This is a genomic window from Clostridium lamae, assembly GCF_033043255.1.
In the GTDB taxonomy this organism is placed as follows: Bacteria; Bacillota; Clostridia; order Clostridiales; family Clostridiaceae; genus Clostridium; species Clostridium lamae.
In genome coordinates, this window is the sequence record NZ_JASCQJ010000054.1 from 1 (window position 1) to 20,644 (window position 20,644).

General features: G+C 28.3%; 22 protein-coding genes. All 22 read left to right on the forward strand.

Annotated elements, in window-relative coordinates:
• The first annotated feature begins 280 nt into the window (after window positions 1-280).
• Window positions 281-586: a DUF6514 family protein gene (locus QK892_RS16850; RefSeq protein WP_317274707.1), complete on the forward strand. Its 306-nt coding sequence runs from the start codon at window positions 281-283 to the stop codon at window positions 584-586.
• A gap of 52 nt (window positions 587-638) precedes the next feature.
• The gene (gene acpS / locus QK892_RS16855) at window positions 639-1,004 is read left to right on the forward strand and encodes a holo-ACP synthase (protein WP_317274708.1); all 366 of its coding nucleotides are present in this window, start codon (window positions 639-641) and stop codon (window positions 1,002-1,004) included.
• Window positions 1,001-2,491 (forward strand): NAD(P)H-hydrate dehydratase, encoded by a 1,491-nt coding sequence (locus QK892_RS16860; protein WP_317274709.1) that lies wholly within the window; start codon window positions 1,001-1,003, stop codon window positions 2,489-2,491. Before acpS ends, QK892_RS16860 begins: the two co-directional genes overlap by 4 nt.
• A 60-nt stretch (window positions 2,492-2,551) precedes the next feature.
• Window positions 2,552-3,163: a germination lipoprotein GerS-related protein gene (locus QK892_RS16865; RefSeq protein WP_317274710.1), complete on the forward strand. Its 612-nt coding sequence runs from the start codon at window positions 2,552-2,554 to the stop codon at window positions 3,161-3,163.
• Window positions 3,164-3,399: 236 nt separating this feature from the next.
• Window positions 3,400-3,642: a hypothetical protein gene (locus QK892_RS16870; protein ID WP_317274711.1), complete on the forward strand. Its 243-nt coding sequence runs from the start codon at window positions 3,400-3,402 to the stop codon at window positions 3,640-3,642.
• An 8-nt stretch (window positions 3,643-3,650) separates the two neighbouring features.
• The gene (locus tag QK892_RS16875) at window positions 3,651-4,004 is read left to right on the forward strand and encodes a type II toxin-antitoxin system PemK/MazF family toxin (protein WP_291629143.1); all 354 of its coding nucleotides are present in this window, start codon (window positions 3,651-3,653) and stop codon (window positions 4,002-4,004) included.
• Window positions 4,005-4,267: 263 nt separating this feature from the next.
• Window positions 4,268-5,092, forward strand: a complete 825-nt coding sequence (locus QK892_RS16880; RefSeq protein WP_317274712.1) for a transketolase — start codon at window positions 4,268-4,270, stop codon at window positions 5,090-5,092.
• The gene (locus tag QK892_RS16885; protein WP_317274713.1) at window positions 5,092-6,036 is read left to right on the forward strand and encodes a transketolase family protein; all 945 of its coding nucleotides are present in this window, start codon (window positions 5,092-5,094) and stop codon (window positions 6,034-6,036) included. The genes QK892_RS16880 and QK892_RS16885 overlap by 1 nt, the downstream gene beginning before the upstream one ends.
• A 224-nt stretch (window positions 6,037-6,260) precedes the next feature.
• On the forward strand, window positions 6,261-7,106 hold the full coding sequence (locus QK892_RS16890; RefSeq protein ID WP_317274714.1) for a YitT family protein: 846 nt from the start codon (window positions 6,261-6,263) through the stop codon (window positions 7,104-7,106).
• Window positions 7,107-7,148: 42 nt separating this feature from the next.
• Window positions 7,149-7,985, forward strand: coding sequence for a YitT family protein (locus QK892_RS16895; protein WP_317274715.1), 837 nt, complete (start codon window positions 7,149-7,151; stop codon window positions 7,983-7,985).
• Between the two features lie 143 nt (window positions 7,986-8,128).
• Window positions 8,129-8,815 carry a cell division ATP-binding protein FtsE gene (gene ftsE / locus QK892_RS16900; RefSeq protein WP_317274716.1) on the forward strand — a complete coding sequence of 229 codons (687 nt, stop codon included), beginning with the start codon at window positions 8,129-8,131 and terminating at the stop codon, window positions 8,813-8,815.
• Complete coding sequence (gene ftsX / locus QK892_RS16905; protein WP_317274718.1) at window positions 8,805-9,695, forward strand: permease-like cell division protein FtsX; 891 nt, start codon at window positions 8,805-8,807, stop codon at window positions 9,693-9,695. The genes ftsE and ftsX overlap by 11 nt, the downstream gene beginning before the upstream one ends.
• A gap of 110 nt (window positions 9,696-9,805) precedes the next feature.
• On the forward strand, window positions 9,806-11,062 hold the full coding sequence (locus QK892_RS16910) for a S41 family peptidase (RefSeq protein WP_317274719.1): 1,257 nt from the start codon (window positions 9,806-9,808) through the stop codon (window positions 11,060-11,062).
• A gap of 11 nt (window positions 11,063-11,073) precedes the next feature.
• Window positions 11,074-12,342, forward strand: coding sequence for a PDZ domain-containing protein (locus QK892_RS16915; RefSeq protein WP_317274720.1), 1,269 nt, complete (start codon window positions 11,074-11,076; stop codon window positions 12,340-12,342).
• Between the two features lie 127 nt (window positions 12,343-12,469).
• A complete protein-coding gene (locus tag QK892_RS16920) occupies window positions 12,470-13,468 on the forward strand; it encodes an ABC transporter substrate-binding protein (protein WP_317274721.1) in 999 nt (332 codons plus the stop codon).
• Window positions 13,437-14,204, forward strand: a complete 768-nt coding sequence (locus QK892_RS16925; protein WP_317274722.1) for an ABC transporter permease — start codon at window positions 13,437-13,439, stop codon at window positions 14,202-14,204. Before QK892_RS16920 ends, QK892_RS16925 begins: the two co-directional genes overlap by 32 nt.
• On the forward strand, window positions 14,205-14,804 hold the full coding sequence (locus QK892_RS16930) for an ATP-binding cassette domain-containing protein (RefSeq protein WP_317274723.1): 600 nt from the start codon (window positions 14,205-14,207) through the stop codon (window positions 14,802-14,804).
• 127 nt (window positions 14,805-14,931) lie between these two features.
• Window positions 14,932-15,726 (forward strand): alpha/beta hydrolase, encoded by a 795-nt coding sequence (locus tag QK892_RS16935; protein ID WP_317274724.1) that lies wholly within the window; start codon window positions 14,932-14,934, stop codon window positions 15,724-15,726.
• Between the two features lie 191 nt (window positions 15,727-15,917).
• Window positions 15,918-17,891, forward strand: a complete 1,974-nt coding sequence (gene uvrB / locus QK892_RS16940; RefSeq protein ID WP_317274725.1) for an excinuclease ABC subunit UvrB — start codon at window positions 15,918-15,920, stop codon at window positions 17,889-17,891.
• A gap of 43 nt (window positions 17,892-17,934) precedes the next feature.
• Complete coding sequence (locus QK892_RS16945) at window positions 17,935-18,831, forward strand: radical SAM protein (protein WP_317274726.1); 897 nt, start codon at window positions 17,935-17,937, stop codon at window positions 18,829-18,831.
• Between the two features lie 495 nt (window positions 18,832-19,326).
• Window positions 19,327-19,812: a sigma-70 family RNA polymerase sigma factor gene (locus QK892_RS16950; protein WP_317274727.1), complete on the forward strand. Its 486-nt coding sequence runs from the start codon at window positions 19,327-19,329 to the stop codon at window positions 19,810-19,812.
• A 2-nt stretch (window positions 19,813-19,814) separates the two neighbouring features.
• On the forward strand, window positions 19,815-20,644 hold an 830-nt coding region (locus tag QK892_RS16955; protein WP_317274728.1), incomplete at its 3' end, for a DUF4179 domain-containing protein.

Consider the following 20,644-nt stretch of genomic DNA (forward strand, 5'->3'; position numbering starts at 1 on the left):
ATACAGAAACGTTTAATATATTTAATAAATGTTAATTATGTGCAGAAAAATATATTAAAATTAACAATTTAATTTCTATATATTTACAATTTAATTAGAATTATATATACACATTAAAAAAATAATTGCAAAAAAATATAAAATAGTTGAATTTTGTTGAAATGTAAGGAAATATTTTAAGCTTAATGCTAACATCGTTTGACATTGTTTTGAGAAAAACTATGATAATGTAGTATTGTGTTAGTAATTAAATAAAGATTAAAAGGGAGTGGGTAATATTATGTATATTGTTGATAGCCTATATAGTAACAGCAAGAATGATAATAAAGAGGTTAGATATTCCTTTAGAATGATAAAGGAAAAATTTAATTTTGGACAAGCTTTTGGAATCGAGATAGAGAGGCAAGACTTGATAGAAGGTAGAGTTGTTCAAATAGAAAGAGATTTAATAACAAAAATTTCTAACAAAGAAGAAAAAGTAAAAGATCTTTTAGAATTGGTTTATAAATATCAAGTATCACCGATACATCTTGTTGACATATTAGGGGAATATGTTGATAACTATGTTTCAGATTTTAGTATATAATTTATAGAAAATAAAATCATATGTATAGTAAACTATATATAGAGGTGATTTTATGGTTATAGGAATAGGGACAGATATAATTGAAATAGAGAGAATTGAAAGGGCTATTAATAATAAGAATTTTTTGAGAAAATTATTTACAGAGAATGAAATTGAAATGTTTAATAAAAGAAATATGAGATCTGAAGTAATAGCTGGAAATTTTGCAGCTAAGGAAGCAATAAGTAAAGCTTTAGGCACAGGAGTAAGGGGATTTTCTTTAATAGATATTGAAGTTTTAAGAGATGATTTTGGAAAACCTATTGTATATTTAAATAGTACTATTGATGATATTATTAATAAAAAGTACAAAATAAATGTATCTATATCACACAATAGAACATCTGCAATAGCCTTTGCTATATTGGAGGAAGTATGATAGAAGTAATGTCAAGAGAGGGATGTAAAGAGCTAGATAAATGTGCTATTGAAGAAGTAGGGATACCAAGCATTGTTTTGATGGAGAATGCAGCTAATGAAGTTGCGAATAGAATAATTGATCTAGATGATAAATTTATAATATTCTGTGGTAATGGAAATAATGGTGGGGATGGATTAGCAATTGCAAGAAAACTGATTCTTGCGGGTAAAGATGTTTGTGTTGTTATTATAAGTAAGAGTAAAAGGTATTCAGAAGATTTTTTAGTAAATATGAATATTTTAGAGAAAATTACGAATAACTTTATACACATAAGCGACATAAGTGATATAAGACTTTTAGATAGAGTATTAAATAAATATAGGATTGCGATAGATTGTATATTTGGAGTAGGGTTAAACAGGGTTTTAGAGCAGTTTTATATAAAGTTAATTGATTATATTAACGAAAATTGGAAATTGATAATTAGTGTAGATACACCATCAGGATTAAATTCTGATAATGGGGAAACAATGGGTGCTTCTATAATTGCCAATAAAACTTATACTTTTGAGGTTGTTAAAAAGGGATTTACAGAATATAAGGCATTAAGTTATTTAGGAAGAATTGAGATCATAAAAATAGGTATTCCTGATTTTGTGAAAAAAGTAAAATCGCAAAAGGTATATATTTTAGACAATGATGAGTATGGGAAATTATTAAAAAAGAGAAGCGTTTATGGTCATAAAGGAAATTATGGACGAGTTGTTATATTAGCGGGGTGTAAGGGGTACACAGGAGCTGCGTATATATCAACTGAAGCTTGTGTGAGGGCAGGCGCAGGATTAACAACTTTAGTAACTACAAAATATGTACAAGATAAGTTAAGCTGTAAGTTAGTAGAAGCAATGACAGCTAATATTGAGCAAGGGAATGATTTGAAAGAATTATTTAAGAATAGTAACGTTATTGCTATAGGTCCAGGTATTAATAAAGAAGAACAATATGAAGATATATTTAGGGATTTAATTAAGTATAAGGATAAGAAATTTGTCATTGATGCGGGAGCATTTAATTTAATAAAGAATAGTACAATTATAAATGAATTAAAAGAAAGAGCTGTACTTACCCCACATCCTGGTGAAATGGCAAGACTCATAGATAATACTATAGAATATGTAGAAAAAAATAGAGTATATGTAGCAAAGAAATTTGCTAAGGAGAATAAGGTTGTAGTTTTATTAAAGGGTTATAACACAATAATTACTGATGGGGAGTATGTTTACATAAATAGTACAGGGAATAGTAAAATGGCTTCAGGTGGAATGGGAGATTGTTTAACGGGAATTATATCTGCACTTTTAGCTCAAGGCCATTCACTAATGGAATCTGCCTTAGTTGGTGCATATGTACATGGAGTAGCTGGGGATTTGGCCTCAGAAGGTAAATATTCCACGGTAGCATCTGAAGTGATTGAAAATATATCAAAAGCAATGAATTATATATGAATAAATCTTAAGTAAAATTAATATTAGTAATAATAAGTAACAACATCCAAGGAGGATATAATGAAGAAAAGATTATTACTAATTACTTTGGTATCAATACCTATAATAATAATTGCTTTAATTATCATATTTAGAATGACAGCAGAACCAACCAATGAAGAAATAATTAAGTCATTAAAAGAAATTAATGCATATCAAACAGAAATTGAATTTGTAATCAAAAATTCAAGAGATGAAGAAAGACAGGATACTATTCAATATTATAAAAAGGATGTTGGCGGAAGGATAGATTTTGGTCAAGATAGAATTAAAATTTATAAAGATGGTATGATTTTAGTTAAAGATAATATCTCAGATAAAGAATATACTATAGATGAAAAAATGGATGAGCTATACTCTTTGAGTTTTTTGAATAAATTATTATCTTATCCTATTGATAACGAAGGAATAAAAGAAGGACAAGAAGAATGGGGAGATACTGAATATATTGCTTTTACCAGTGAGTTGTTTCTAAAAAATGATAATTTAGATAAGGTTAAGATATTTATAGATAAACAACAAAAAACACCTATTGGAGCAATAATATATGATAAAAATGATGAAGACAGAGTGAGAATAGTTTATCGGAATTTTGAGAAGTTAAAAGAGATAGATGAAGAATTGTTAAAATAGAAAAATAAAAAAACCAGTTCAATATTTAAATTTTTATATTACTACAAGTTTATAAGTTAGAGAAAATGGAGTACATAAGTTGAAAAAGTGTTTTACTAACAAAAAGTTAATTAAATAAATTTAAATTATATAAATATATAAAAAATTATAGAAGTTAAACATAAGTTTTGACAAAAGGACATAATTTGCAATATAATTTACTTATACATAGATCCTTTACTACCTGGAGGCAAATTATGTCTAAAAAAGTTATTAATCTAAAATTTATAAAAAATGTAGTTAAAATAAAAAAAAATAGTCAATTTATTGGAGATTCTTTAATAGAATGTAATGAAGAACAATTAAATATGGATGTTTTTGAAATGATGAAAGAAGGCTACAAGGAAATGGCAAAAATTAATTTGGAGCTTTCACAGCTTTCTTTAGAATGTGAGAATGCAGATATTGTTGAATATGAGAACTGGCTTTGCGGAGTGTGATATTTCTAATGACGACTATGGTAGTAAAAAGAGGGGATATTTTTTATGCGGATTTAAGCCCTGTAATTGGATCAGAACAAGGTGGAATTAGACCAGTAATAATAATTCAAAATGATATAGGGAACAAATATAGCCCTACAGTTATTGTTGCAGCTATAACATCACAAATTAATAAAGCTAAGTTACCAACTCATGTTGAAATTTCTTCAGAGGAATATGGATTAAATAGAGATTCTGTTGTTTTATTAGAACAGTTAAGAACTTTAGATAAGAAAAGATTAAAAGAGAAGATAGGTCATATGACTGATTCAGATATGAGAAAGGTGAATAAAGCATTGTTAATTAGTTTAAATTTGGCATAATTATTATTCTAAATATATTTTTTTTGATAATTGAGTATATTAAATACTTAAGAAACCCTTATTGGGTTTCTTTTATTATGTCATTTTTTAAAGAAAAGTGATATACAATATTAAAATAGTATATCACTTATGGGTGTAAATACATTAATTTCATTGAAAAATAGAATAAATAGTGTATACAAAATAAGTATGATGTGCTAAAATAATTTTATCAAATATAGCACAATATATTTACATGCAAATTAAATCTTAGGAGGATACAAATGATTAAAAATGTTGAAGAATTAAAGTCATTAGCAAAAACTGTACGTAAGGATATAGTTTCCATGTTAACAGAGTCTCGTTCAGGACATCCAGGTGGTTCATTATCAGCTGCTGATATATTAACTACATTATATTTTGGTGAAATGAACATAGATCCTAAAAATCCTAAGGATGAAAACAGGGATAGATTTGTACTATCAAAAGGGCATGCTGCACCTGTTTTATATAGCGTGCTAGCAAGAAGAGGATATTTTTCAGTTGAAGAATTAAATACATTAAGAAAAATTAATTCTAGATTGCAAGGACATCCGAGTATGAAGTGTTTACCAGGAGTTGATATGTCAACAGGTTCTTTAGGGCAAGGGATATCAGCATCAGTTGGAATGGCTTTAGCTGGTAAAATTGATAATAAAAATTATAGGGTATATACTCTTTTAGGTGATGGTGAGTTAGAAGAAGGTCAAGTTTGGGAAGCAGCAATGTCAGCAGCTCATTATAAACTAGATAATCTAACTGCTTTTGTTGATTTTAATGGACTACAAATAGATGGAGATATAACAAAGGTAATGAATCCTTCACCAATTGATAAAAAATTTGAAGCTTTCGGTTGGAATGTTTTAATTATAGATGGACATGATATAGAATCAATTCAAGGTGCAATAGAAAAAGCAAAAGAAGTTAAGGGTAAGCCAACAGTTATAGTTTGCAATACTGTAAAAGGTAAGGGAGTTTCTTTCATGGAAAACCAAGCATCATGGCATGGAACAGCGCCAAATAAGGAACAGTGTGAACAAGCAATAGCAGAAATTGGAGGTAACAATTAATGGGTAATAAGATTGCAACAAGAGAAGCTTATGGAAAAGCATTAGCTGAATTAGCTAATATAAATACAAATATTGTAGTTTTAGATGCAGATCTTTCAAAATCTACTAAAACAGCGGATTTTAAAGCTGTTTGTGAAGAAAGATTCTTTAATATGGGTATAGCTGAAGCAAATATGATGGGAGTTGCTGCGGGTTTAGCTACTTGTGGTAAAATTCCTTATGTGAGTACTTTTGCTATGTTTGCAGCAGGAAGAGCATTTGAACAAATTAGAAACTCAATTTGTTATCCAAAATTAAATGTTAAGGTATGTGCAACTCATGCTGGATTAACTGTTGGGGAGGATGGAGCATCTCATCAAGCTATAGAAGATTTAGCATTAATGAGAAGTGTGCCAAATATGACTGTAATATGTCCTTCAGATGCAGTAGAGACTGCAGCAGCAATTAAGGCTATTTCACAATATGATGGTCCTTGCTATGTTAGATTAGGAAGAGCTGCAGTAAATATAATAAATAATCAAAGTACATATGAATTCCAAATAGGTAAAGGTGTTACTTTAGCAGAAGGAAATGATGTGACTATAGTTGCTACTGGAATTATGGTAGATGTTGCATTAGAGGCTAAAGAGGAATTAAAAAAAGATGGAATAAATGCGAGAATTATTAATATACATACATTAAAACCTATAGATAAAGAAATTTTAGTTAAAGCTGCTAAGGAAACTGGAGCGATTGTAACAGTTGAAGAACATAGTGTAATTGGAGGTCTAGGGTCAGCAGTTGCAGAGGTTTTAACTGAGGAAATACCAGTACCAGTATTAAAAGTTGGAGTTCAAGATGTATTTGGTGAAAGTGGATTACCGGATCAACTATTAAAAGCTTATGGATTAACATCTGATAATGTTGTTGAGAAAGTAAAAAAAGCAATTTCATTAAAAAAATAATAAGTTTACTATAATAATTTAAATAAATTACTAAAAAATAGCTATATTTACCACTAAGCTGTAGAAGTTTCTACAGCTTTTTACTTTTTGAATTACTTTTATTGTAAAACATAATATAATATCTATAGGGAACTATTAAAATTCAGAAGGCTATATAATTATATTTGGATAGAAATAAATATAATGTGGAAAAATAATAAAAATTCTCTAGAAAGGAGATTTATATGAAGGAAAGAGTAAGAGAGTATATATTAATATTTATAGGGGTAATTTTAGTTGCAATATCATTAGAATATTTTTTTATACCAAATAATATAGCAGCAGGGGGATTAACTGGATTAGCAATAGTAATTAATCATTATATACCAGCAATATCTACTGGACCTTTAGTATTCATAATGGACTTATTTTTATTTATTATTGGATTTATTTTTCTAGGAAAAAATTTCGGGGTTAAAACTATAGTATCAAGCTTTAGTTTAGCTGGAATGATGACTATTATTGAAAATTTTTTTGCTCCAAAAGCTATAACCGAAGATTTAATGCTTGCAGCTATATTTGGAACTCTAATTACTGCAATAGGGATGGCTTTAGTATTTAATGCAAATGCATCAACAGGTGGTACTGATACTATAGCAAAGATATTGAATAAATTCTTTCATATAGATATAGGAAAGTCTTTATTAGCTGTGGATTTTATAGTAACCTTATTAGGGGCACTTACTTTTGGTATAAATATAGGATTATATGGATTACTTTCAGTAATAATTAATGGAATTGCTATTGATAAATTTATAGAAGGCTTTCATATTTGTAAGGAAGTAACAATTATAAGCACTAAAAGTGATGAAATTGGTAAGTTCATAATGGATGAATTAGAGAGGGGATGTACCTATTTAAAAGGTGTTGGAGGATTTTCAGGGAAAGATACATATGTATTATACGCAGTTTTAGGCAGAAATGAATTTATAAAGCTTAAACAGTATATTGCTAAAGTTGATCCTGCAGCCTTCATAACAGTTGGCGAGGTGCACGAAGTTATGGGAGAAGGATTTAAAAACATCCAATAACCTTTTAATTATATTATTATTTAGAAGGAGATAAAAATACATATGGAAAAATTAAAAGAATATTTTTTAGCAACGGTAGGAGTTACAATAGCTGCTTTTGGATTAGAATATTTTTTCTTTCCGTTAGATATAGCAGCAGGTGGAGTATCAGGATTAGCATTAGCAATTAATCAGTTAATAGATATTGATCCAAGTATATTAGTTTTTATATTTAATATTATATTATTTGTGCTTGCTTTTTTCTTAATAGGTGGTTCTTTTGGAGCAAAGAGTATTTATTCTACAATAATGATGTCAGTAATGATGTGGGTTTTTGAAAATTTCTTCAATCCAAGAGCTATAACAGATAACTTTGTTTTAGCTTGTGTGTTTGGATCAGCAGTATTAGCTTTGGGTAATGCAATAACATTTTATCAAGATGCATCGACAGGTGGAACTAGCATTATTGCAAAGATTATTAATAAATACTTTCATTTGCCTATAGGGCAAGGATTACTTTTGGCAGATTGTACTGTAACTTTACTAGCAGTTTATTCCTTTGGAGTTGAAAAAGGACTTTTTGGGCTTTTAAGTGCTATATTAATTGGAATTTTGGTAGATAAGTTTATTGATGGTATAAATCCTGTTAAACAAGTATTTATAATTACAAATAAGGAAAAGCTAATTGTAAACTTTATAAATAATGATATTAATAGAGGATGCACTATATTAAGTGGAAAAGGTGGATACTCAAATGAGAACATGACAGTAATATATACTGTTTTAAGTTCAAGGCAGTTTATAACATTAAAACAATTTATAAAAACAAATAATCCAGAAGCATTTTTGACTGTAAGTGAATCTACAGAGGCATTAGGTGAAGGATTTAAAGATTATTAAGATTTAATGAAAATTTATTAAAATAGGGTATAAAGTAGGTTTTATTAGGTTTAAAAGTATAAAAAAAGTTTTTACTTAGGCTTTGTTATGCTATAATATCGCTATAGGTTTAAAATACGCTGATGTGTGAGGTGTTAGAGAAGATGATAGAATTTAAGAATGTATCTAAGCTATATGATAATAATGTTAAGGCTTTATCAGATGTAAATATAAATATAGAAGCAGGAGAATTTGTATTTTTAGTTGGACCTTCAGGTGCAGGAAAATCAACTTTTATAAAAATGTTAATAAAGGAAATAGACCCTACAGTTGGGGAAATAGTAGTAGCTGGGAAGAAGCTTTCAAGCATTTCAAGAAGGCAAACACCGTATTATAGAAGAAAGATAGGGATGGTTTTTCAAGATTTTAGATTAATTCCTACTTTAAATGTATATGAAAATGTTGCTTTTGCTATGAGAGTAGTCGAGGCTTCACAAAAGGAAATAAGAAAAAGAGTTCCTATGGTTCTTTCTTTAGTAGGGCTTTCTCATAAATATAAAATGTTCCCAAATGAATTATCAGGTGGAGAACAACAAAGGGTTGCATTAGCAAGAGCTATAGTAAATAATCCTTCAGTATTAATCTGTGATGAGCCAACAGGTAATCTAGACCCAGAAACATCTAAGGAAATAATGGAACTTTTAGAGGATATTAATAGGGCTGGTACTACAATTTTAATGGCTACTCATGCAAAGGAAATAGTAGATAATATGAAAAAAAGAGTTATCGCTATAGAAAAAGGTTGCGTAGCAAGAGACACAGCAAGGGGGATGTACGAAGATGAAGCTTAATACGATAAAGTACTTTTTTATAGATGCTTTTAAAAGTCTTAAAAGAAATAGAACTCTAAGTGTAGCAGCTATGATCACTGTGCTTATTACATTCTTTATATTTGGAACTTTTATATTACTAGGTTTAAATTTCAATAAAGCAATAGAAGATGTTGCATCAAAACTTGAAATTAAAGTTTATCTAGATAATGATATTAAGTTAATAGATCAAAGAGAAATAGAAATAAAGCTAAATGAGTTAGATGGTGTTAAAGAAGTTATATATGAATCTAAGGAAGAGGCCTTTGTTAACTTAAAAGATATGTTAAAGGATAATCAAGGCTTATTAGAAGGATATGATTTAAAAGATAATCCACTTCCAAGCTCATTTATTGTAAAATTAGAAGAGCCTGAATATGCTTCACAAATTACTGAAGCAGTAAAAGATATGACCGGAGTTGAAGATATTTCTAATCAACAAGATATGATAGATACTATAAGTTCTTTTGTTGATGGAGTTAGGATAGCTGGATTAATATTATTTGTTGTATTTATAGGAGTCTCTATATTCTTAATTACTAATACAACCAAAATAACAGTATATTCTAGAAGAAAAGAAGTTGGAATAATGAAGTACGTAGGTGCTACGGATTGGTTTATAAGATGGCCATTTATAATAGAGGGTATGATAATAGGGGTAGTTGGATCATTATTTTCAAGTATATTATTATATTTACTATATAGAGGTATCTTTAAATACATAGTATCTCATATGTTCTTAGTATCCTTAGTTTCACCGAGCTTTGTTTTAGGAACTTTATTATGGGGATTCTTAGCAGGTGGAGCTGTAATAGGTGCAATAGGAAGTATGGTAGCTTTAAGAAAATTCTTAGATGTATAAATATATTAATAAAAAGAAAGAATAAACAATATAATTTAAGTGGGGCGTAAGCTCCACTTAAATTATATTGTTAAGATTATTTTATGTTTTATGAAAGGAAGTATTAGAATATGGAGGAGAGTAAGGATTACAAGAGTAAAAATAAATATAAAAAGCCTTTAATAATAGTGGGTGCAATTATAGTTTTCTTGTTTTCAAATTGTATGTTTTTCTATATGGGAAATGTATTAGCATTTAATGGTTTAAGTCTAATAAGTATTAGTGACGATGTAGCAAATGATGTCAGTGAAGTAAAAGATGTTAAGAAATATGAATTATTATTTCAAGTTCGGGATGCATTATTAACAAAATATGATGGTGAGATAGATGATGATACTTTACTTGAATCTGCAATTAAAGGAATGACTCAATCTTTAAATGATCCATACACAGTATTTATGAATGCTGATGAGTATAAGGCTTTTACTGAACAAAGTGAAGGGCATTTTGTTGGAATAGGAGCTCAATTGGGAATTAAAGATAATAAGGTTACTGTAGTAGCGCCTATTGAAGGATCACCAGCAGAAAAAGCAGGTTTAAAGGCAGGAGATATAATTTTAAAGGTCGATGGTCAAGAAATTACAGAACCAAATTTAGATAAAACAATAGCAGTAATAAGAGGTGAAAAAGGAGAACCAGTAACCTTAACTATTTCAAGAGAAGATGCTGAATATCTTGATATTACAATAATAAGAGATGATATAAAGATTGTATCTGTAAAAGGTGAAATGATAGATGGTGATGTTGGATATATACAAATTTCATCATTTGATGAAGATGTAGCAGATAACTTTAAGAATGAAATAGTTAAACTAAAATCTCAAGGTATGAAGGGAATGATATTAGACTTAAGAGGAAATCCAGGAGGATTTCTTGATGAGGCTGTAGAAGTAGCATCTCAATTTATACCTAAAGATAAAGTAGTAACTTATACTGTAGATAAATATGAGAAGAAACAAGAATCAAAGTCTATTGGTGGAGAAGCTGAGGGGATGCCATTAGTAATCTTGATCGATGGAGGAAGTGCATCAGCGTCAGAAGTGGTAACTGGAGCTTTAAGAGATTATGAAGCAGGAACAATAATTGGAACAACTAGTTTTGGTAAGGGAATAGTTCAACAACTTATAAAATTTAAAGATGGTAGTGGCGGATTAAAAGTTACAACTTCAAAATATTATACTCCTAACGGAGAAAATATACACAAGATTGGTATTAAACCAGACATAGAAGTAGAAATTCCAAAAGAAATTTCTGAACAAGAATATAATAGAAGTATAGATCCTCAATTTAATAAGGGATTAGAAGTGATAAAGGAAAAGATAAAATAGGAGGCTCGCAAATGGAGTTAATACTATATACACTAAGGACTGTAGCTTATGCTATTGTTGAGCCTATGCATATATTTATGCTAATAATTTTAGGTGTAATGTTTTATTTAAAAAATAAAAGAATATCTATAATGCAGAAGATGACTATTGGGGAGACTATTAACTCCCCATTAGAGCTCACATTGTCCCAAATAGCGCTAGGAATTATTGCAGGCGCTATAGTTAGTTTAATGTTAAGTTCATTAGGAATAATATTTAATGAGAACTCTGGGATAGAGATAATGTTTATTATTTCTATTTTGCTTCTTTTTGTCAAAAAGAGATTTATTTGTTTTGCCTATTCTGGAGCTATATTAGGAGCTATAAGTATTTTATTAAGTATTTTATCAAAGGCTACTAATACTATTTCATACATAAATGTAAACATATTGACTCTTATGACTTTCGTTGGACTTATGCATATAGTAGAAGGAATTCTAGTTATATTTGATGGAGGTAGAGGTGCTATACCTGTTTTTTCAAATAGAGGCAAAAAAATAGTAGGAGGGTTTGCATATAATAGATATTGGGCTTTACCAGTGGCGTTATTTATTGCTATAACGAGCAATACATCTACTGTGGGAACATCTTCAGTAGTAACACCAGATTGGTGGCCTATAATTAATAAAGCTGAATCATTATTACTATTAAGTTCTGCAATTATTGCATCAATACCATTATATGGAGTTTTAGCGTATAATTCAGTTTCATTTACTAAGGAAAAAGGTAAAAAACCTTTTTATTCGGGAATTGGAATATTACTATATGGAGTTATATTGGCATTAATTGCTCAATTAGCTCGATTTGGTATAATTGGACAAATTATTGTAGTTATATTTGCACCTTTAGGTCATGAACTTATGATTAGATTACAAAATAAAATTGAAAAAAGAGGGGAATATATCTATGTTACAGATGAAACTGGAGTATGTGTATTAGAAGTAGCTCCTCATTCTCCAGCTTATGAGTCAGGAATAAGAAGAGGCGACAAGATTTTAGAGGTAAATGAAAATAAAGTTATATCGGAAGTGGAAATTTTTAAAGTAGTAAGAGAGAGTGTCGAAGATATTAAATTTAGAGTGAAGAAAATTTCCGGGGAAATAGTCGATTTAACAATATTACCAAAGAATAAAAGGATAGGGATGTTATTAGTACCAAGAATGGTGAAAGCTGATGATGCATTTAATGTAGATAATGACGATTTTAAGAAAGTATTAGAAGAAATGAAAAGAAAGAATTAATTTTTAAGGGCTACTGACAAATTGTTAGTAGCCTATATTTTTATACTTATTTATAATATAGGAGTGGGAAAAATAATATAAAGAGATTCTTTATTTAATATAATAAAAAATATAAAGGAGATATACTATGAAACAAAAATTAAAAGTATTTTTATTAATAGCTTTGATGATAACATCATTATTTGGATGTAGTTCAGAGACGAAAAAGGAAGAAGTAAAAGAAGAAAATGTGGTTGCAAAGGTGACGGTTTTAAAAGGTCCTACAGGGATGGGAATAGTTAAAATGATAAGTGATGAGAATACTAAAGATGAAAAAGATTATGAAATTATGATAGCTAATTCTGTTGATGAAATTACACCTAAGATAATTAATGAAGAAATAGATATTGCTGCTGTGCCAGTTAATCTAGCTTCAATTTTATATAATAATACTGATGGAAAAGTAGTAACACTAGCTATTAATACTTTAGGAGTTTTATATATAGTTGAAAATGGAAATTCTATAAATACTGTAGAAGATTTAAAAGGAAAGACAATTTATTCTAGTGGCAAAGGTGCAGTTCCTGAATATAGCTTAAATTATATTTTAGAGGAAAATGGTATAAACCCTGAAACAGATGTAAATGTTGAATATAAATCAGAACATACAGAATGTTTAGCATCATTATTAAATGATGAAGATGGAATAGCAGTTCTTCCTCAACCATTCGTTACAACAGCATTAAGTAAAAGTGAAAATTTAAGAGTAGCATTAGATTTAACAGAAGAGTGGGAAGCTCTAAACAAAAGTAATGGTGGAACTTTATTAACAGGAGTAGTTGTTGCAAGAAAAGAATTTGTTGATAAGTACCCAGAAAAAGTTGCTAACTTTATGGAAGAATATAAAAAATCAGTTGAGTTTACTAATGATAATATTGATGAAGCAGCAAAGTTAATAGCGGAAACTGGAATAGTTCCAGAAGATGTAGCAAAAAAAGCAATTCCTGAATGTAATATAACATTTATTGCAGGAAGTGATATGAAAGAAAAGTTAGATGGATACTTACAAGTACTTTATGATGCAAATCCTAAGTCTGTAGGAGGAAAGTTACCAGATGAAGCTTTCTACTATATTAAAGAAAAATAATAGGGCACATATATTAGCAATAATATTTTGGATTATAGTTTGGCAGATAGTTAGTGTCATAATTGACCAAGAAGTACTTTTAGTAACACCAATTTCTACTTTCAAAAGATTATTAGAGTTATCTTTACAATTTGATTTTTGGCAATCTATTTTATTTTCCTTCATAAAAATAACATCAGGATTTATCTTAGCTTTTATTATAGGGATAATAATTGCCATATTATCATCAAATAATAAAAAAATTAAAATACTTATAGAGCCTTTAATACTCACAATACAAGCTGTTCCAGTAGCATCCTTTATAATATTATGCCTAATATGGATATCATCAAAAAATTTATCTATTTTAATTTCCTTTTTGATGGTATTACCAGTAGTATATAGGAATATTCTAGATGGGATAAGTAATATTCCTAGAGAGTTAAATGATATGGCAAAAGTATTTAAGGTTAGTAAGAGTAAAAGAATTAGATATATATATTTATCAGAAGTAGCACCATATTTAAGGGCTGCATGTAGTATTTCATTAGGACTATGTTGGAAGTCTGGAATAGCAGCAGAAGTAATAGGTATGCCAGCTAATTCTATTGGAGAAAATTTATATATGGCAAAAATATATCTAAATACTCCAGATTTATTTGCATGGACAATAGTCATTATTATAATTAGTATTTGTTTCCAAAAAGGATTTTTAGCATTAATAGATTGTTTATTAAAGAGAATGGAGATAAATTAAATGGATATAGTAGTTAGCAATCTAAGTAAAAAATATAATGATAAAATTGTTTTAAATAATTTTAGTAATATTTTTAAGGATAAATCTATATCATTTATAACTGGAGCATCTGGAGTAGGAAAAACAACATTAATAAGAATATTAATGGGGTTAGAAAAAGCAGATAGAGGAGAAATTATAGGAATTAGTGATAAAAAAATTAGTGCTGTATTTCAAGATGACAGTTTATGTGAAAATATAAGTGTTTTATTAAATATAAAGTTAGTATGTGAAAGTATAAGTAATGTACAAATTGAAAAATTATTGGAACAAGTAGGACTAGAAGGGTGTATTTATAAGAGAGTAAGAGAATTAAGTGGGGGCATGAAGAGAAGAGTAGCAATACTGAGGGCTTTATTATATGATTTTGATTTACTTATAATGGATGAACCATTTAAAGGATTAGATAAAGAAACTAAATATAAAGTTATGGATTTTGTAATAAGTAAAATAAATAATAAAAGTGTTATCATAATTACTCATGATATTGATGATATTGAGTATTTTAAAGAACATAATGGGTTAGAAATTAATTGCATTAATAATTTGGAGATGGCATAGCATCTCCATTTTTATTTTTTAGTTTTATTCACAAAAAGTATATATTAAATAATTATTATGTGATTACCTATATATAGTATGATATAATTTAAATGAAATGGTAAATATAGGGTGAGGAGAGGTTAATATGGCATTTGGGCAATTTGAGTTTTTTTCAGAGAGTTTAAGTAGAGTTGTATCCTTTAATATTTTACTACCTAATGATTCTCAAGAATATTTTATAAAGGATAATGAGAATTATAATCGTGAAATGAAAACATTAGTGTTATTGCATGGATATTCAGGTGGTAGTAATGATTGGATAGTAGGAAGTAAAATTGAGGAACTTTCTAAAATATATAATATTGCAGTTATACTACCAAATGGAGAAAATAGTTTCTATTTAGATGGAAGAGGAACCGGAAAAAAATACGGAACTTATGTAGGAGAAGAATTAATAAATTATACAAGAAAGGTATTTGGACTTTCTAATAAAAAAGAAGATACCTATGTAGGTGGACTTTCAATGGGAGGGTTTGGAGCAATTCATACTGCTTTAAAATATAATAATACTTTTTCAAAAGCTGTTGCTCTTTCTTCTGCACTAATAATACATGAAATAAAGAATAGTGATGAAAGTTTCAATAATCATGTAGCTGATTACTATTACTATGATAGTGTTTTTGGTAATTTAAATGAACTAGAAAATAGTGAAAATAATCCTGAAGAATTAATTAGAAGATTAAAGAGTAAAAATGAATCAATACCATCAATATTTATGGCATGTGGAAAACAGGATTTTTTAATTGAGGAAAATAGAGCTTTTCATAAGTTTTTAATAGAAAATAATGTAAATACTTACTATGAGGAAACAGATGGAGAACATAATTGGGAATTCTGGAGTAGATATTTAGAACCATCTATAAAATGGTTACTAGAATAGTTAATTATAATACTGAAGCTAATCTTTATTTAAAGATATATCTTCAGTATTTTTAATTTTAAAACTTAGCATTATATATACTTTTAAATTTCTATTTGATATAATTTTTAATAGGTTATTAAGAAAAGTTATATTGTCTAGAATTGTGTTTCAAATTCTAGACAATATTTTTATTAATAAGGAGGTAAAGTATGCCTGAATTTAAAATAGAATCAAAATTTAAGCCAACTGGGGATCAACCTAAAGCGATAGAAAGTTTAGTTAATTCAATAAATAATGGTGATAGATGTCAAACGCTATTAGGTGTAACTGGTTCTGGAAAGACATATACTATGGCCAATATAATAGAAAGACTTCAAAAGCCTACATTAGTGTTAGCTCATAATAAAACTTTAGCTGCACAATTATGTTCAGAATTTAAAGAATTCTTTCCGAACAATATAGTAGAATATTTTGTATCTTATTATGATTACTATCAACCAGAAGCATATGTTCCACAAACAGATACATTTATAGAAAAGGATGCAGCAATAAATGATGAAATAGATAAATTAAGGCACTCTGCAACTTCTGCTTTACTAGAGAGAAGAGATGTTATAATAGTTGCCTCAGTTTCATGTATTTATGGATTAGGTAATCCAGAAGAATATAAAAAATTGACTATTTCATTAAGGCCAGGAATGGTAAAGGAGAGAGATGAAATAATTCGAAAGCTTACAGAGATTCAATATGAAAGAAATGATATTGATTTTGCTAGAGGAAGCTTTAGAGTAAGAGGAGATTCCTTAGATATAATTCCTGCATCGTCATCTAATAAAGGAATAAAAGTAGAATTTTTTGGAGATGAAATAGAAAGAATTAGAGAATTTGATGTTTTAACTGGAAATATTTTAGGTGAGAGAAATCATGTCTCTATTTCACCTGCATCTCACTTTGCCACATCACATGAAGTATTGGAAAAAGCCATAAATCAAATTGAAGATGAGCTTGAAGATAGACTTAAGGAACTAAATAGTCAAGAAAAGTTACTAGAAGCTCAAAGGCTTAGACAAAGAACTAATTTTGATATAGAAATGATTAGAGAAATGGGATATTGTAGTGGAATAGAAAATTATTCAAGAATTTTGGATGGTAGAGCGCCAGGAACACCACCTCAAACTTTATTAGATTACTTCCCAGATGACTTTTTAATGTTTATAGATGAAAGCCATGTCACATTACCACAATGTAGAGCAATGTACGCTGGTGATAGATCTAGAAAGAATACCTTAGTTGAGTATGGGTTTAGATTACCTTGTGCTTATGATAATAGACCATTAAAATTCGATGAATTTGAGAAAAAAATGAATCAAGTAGTATTTGTTAGTGCAACTCCAGCACAATATGAGTTTGATCATTCAACTAATATAGCTGAACAAGTTATAAGACCAACAGGACTATTAGATCCAGTTATAGAAATAAGACCAGTAAAGGGTCAAATAGATGATTTATATGCTGAAATCAAGAAAACTACTGAAAAAGGATTTAGAACCCTTATTACTACATTGACTAAGAGGATGGCAGAAGATTTAACAAAGTATTTGAAAGATTTAGGTATAAAAACTACTTATATGCATTCAGATATAGAGACTATAGAAAGAATGCAAATTATAAGGGATTTAAGACTAGGGGAATTTGATGTATTAGTAGGTATCAATTTACTTAGAGAAGGTCTTGATATTCCAGAAGTAGCACTAGTTGCAATTTTAGATGCGGATAAAGAAGGATTCTTAAGATCAGAGACATCTTTAGTGCAAACGATAGGTAGAGCGGCTAGAAATTCTGAAAGTAGAGTAATAATGTATGCAGATACAATTACAAAATCTATGGATAAAGCTATAAAAGAAACTGAAAGAAGAAGAAAAATTCAAATTGAATATAATGAACAAAATGGAATTACACCACAAACTATTATTAAAGATGTAAGAGATGTAATTGAAGCTACTAAAGTAGCAGAAGAAAAAGTAGAATATAAGACTGAAAATAATAAGGAAGTTTCAGAAAAGGATAAGAAGAAATTAATTAAGAAGTATACAGAAGAAATGATGGATGCTGCTAAGAACTTACAATTTGAAAGAGCAGCAGAGTTACGTGATATTATTAATGATTTAAAAGGTAAAAAATAAATAGTATTATCGAAAGTTTTCAAAAAATCTGGAGTGATGAAAAATGGAATTGTTGGAAAATTGTAAGTTGTGCCCAAGAAATTGTGGAGCAAATAGATTAAATGGCAGAAGAGGATTTTGTGGAGCTGGAGATAAAATAAGGGTGGCTAGGGCTGCCCTTCATTATTGGGAAGAACCATGTATATCAGGGGGTATAGGTTCTGGAACAGTATTCTTTTCTCATTGCACATTAAAATGTGTATTTTGTCAAAATTATAATATAAGTCAATGTGAATGGGGAAAAGAAATATCTATAGAAAGATTAGCAGAAATATTTATTGAACTTCAAGAAAAGGGGGCATTAAATATAAATTTAGTTACGCCAACTCATTATGCTGCACAAATAATTGAAGCTATAAAAATAGCTAGGAGTAGTGGATTAAAGCTTCCTATTATTTATAATAGTAGTGGATACGAGAAAGTAGAAACAATAAAATTATTAAAAGGATATATAGATGTATATTTACCTGATATGAAGTATTTTGATACTAAGTATGCAAGCAAATACTCTAAAGCTAAAGATTATTTTAAATATGCAAAGGAAGCTATAGATGAAATGGTGAATCAAGTAGGAGAAGTTAAATTTGATGATAATGGGATAGTGGTAAAGGGTGTAATAATAAGACATCTTATGCTACCAGGACTTTTATTTGATTCTAAAAAAGTAATAGATCATATTTATAATACATACGGCGATAAAGTTTATATTAGTATTATGAATCAATATACACCTTTAGATAATGTAAAAGAATATCCAGAAATTAATAGACCTTTAAATCAAAAGCATTATGAAGCACTTATTGACTATGCTTTAAAGATAGGAGTTAAAAATGGATTTATTCAAGAAGAAGGAACTGATAGTGAAAGCTTTATTCCATTGTTTAACTTCGAAGGAGTTTAACTGCTAACGCAGAATGAAAAATGCATAATGCATAATGGATAATTATGGGGAAAACTCCTTAGGGAGTTTAGGGTGCTAGCTCACAATGTAAAATGACTAATGAAAAAATGAAGAATTGATGTAAAAACTCCTTTTGGAGTTTTTTTAATTAGGATCTGTTTTAAGCTGATGTTGATAATACAAATTATAAAATTGGATAAATAATTATCCAATTTTAATCCGCAATAGTTTAAAATTGCAAAGCAATTTATTAATGAAAGAATTATAAAATGAAGGAATGAAAAAATTAAGGTGAAAAATCCTTAAGGATTTTTGAATAATAGTGTTTTTCACAATTTAACTTAAGTTTTGCAAAGCAAAACCTCCTTAATTCTTTCATTTTTTCATTCTTAAATACAATTGCGTAATAATAAATATTTTTATTTTAAACAAAATTGTTATTTCATTCGTCTATAAGATATAGGTAGTAAATAAGGCTTTTGGCTAGGGGGGGGAATGGTGCTGAAAAGGACGAGGGAAAAGATTTTTGAGGAATATATTAAGGGGAATAAGGAAAAACTATACAAGATATCTTATGTCTATTTAAAAAATAAAGACGATGCTATGGATGTAATACATGAAAGTATAGTTAAGGCTTATAGGAAACTTGATAATATTAAAGACTTAAATAGTATTGATAAGTGGTTTATAAGACTTTTAATAAATACTTCAATAGATTATATAAGAAAAAACTCAAAGATGATATTAATGGAAGATAAAGATATGGAAGCATTAATTAATAATTCAAAGGAACAAGGAGACGGGTTTAACTTATTAATTGAAAACTTAAATGAGGAATTGAGATTAATAATAATACTAAAATATTTTAATGGTTATAAAATAAATGAAATATCAGAAATATTAAATATAAAGGAATCTCAAGTAAAAAATAAAATTCATAAAGCCTTAAATTTACTAAGGAAAGAAATTGAGGAGGAGTAGTTATGAAGAATATATTTGAAAAAGAGAAAATAGTTTATAAAAATATTGAGATTCCAGAAGAATTAGAATTTATAGTTATTAAGTCTATAAATGAAGGTAAGAAGAAAAATAATAGTAATATAAAATTGTTAAGTAAAGTTCTTGTAGCTTCATTAATAATATTCTTTATATTATTAAATATATCTCCAAAGTTTTCTACATTTGCTCAGAATTTGCCTATAGTAGGAAAGCTAGCAGAAATTTTAACTATAGATAAAGGATTTAATAATGCAGTAGAAGAGGGATTTGTACAAAATATAGGATATGAGAATGAGATAAATGGAATTAAATTAAAGGTGAATAACTTAGTTGGTGATTATAAAGCCATGTGGATAGAATATGAGGTAGAAGAAGGATATATTGTAGAAGTAGATTTAACTGATATAAAAGAAGAAGATAAAATAAGTGCTTTTTATGGTCATAGTCCACAAGCTCATGGAAAAAGTGGAAACTATATTGAAGTTAATTTTGAAAAATTTGAAAAAGAATTTTTGATGAAATTTAATGTTTATAATAAAGATAAATCAGAAGTTTTAGCAGTATTTAAGGTTCCAATAGAGTTAGATGATAAATTTGGAGAAAATAATTCATCTATTAATAAAAAAATAATTAATACAGAAATCGGAGAAATTGAAATAAAAGGAGTAAATACTTCTAAAACAAGAACAAGTATTAGTTTTAAATTAAATAGTGATGAATATAATTTTGTTAAATTTGAAAATCCAGTATTAATAGATAGTAAAGGTAATCAGTACAAGATATCATCTTCATATTTAAATTTCGATAATAATGG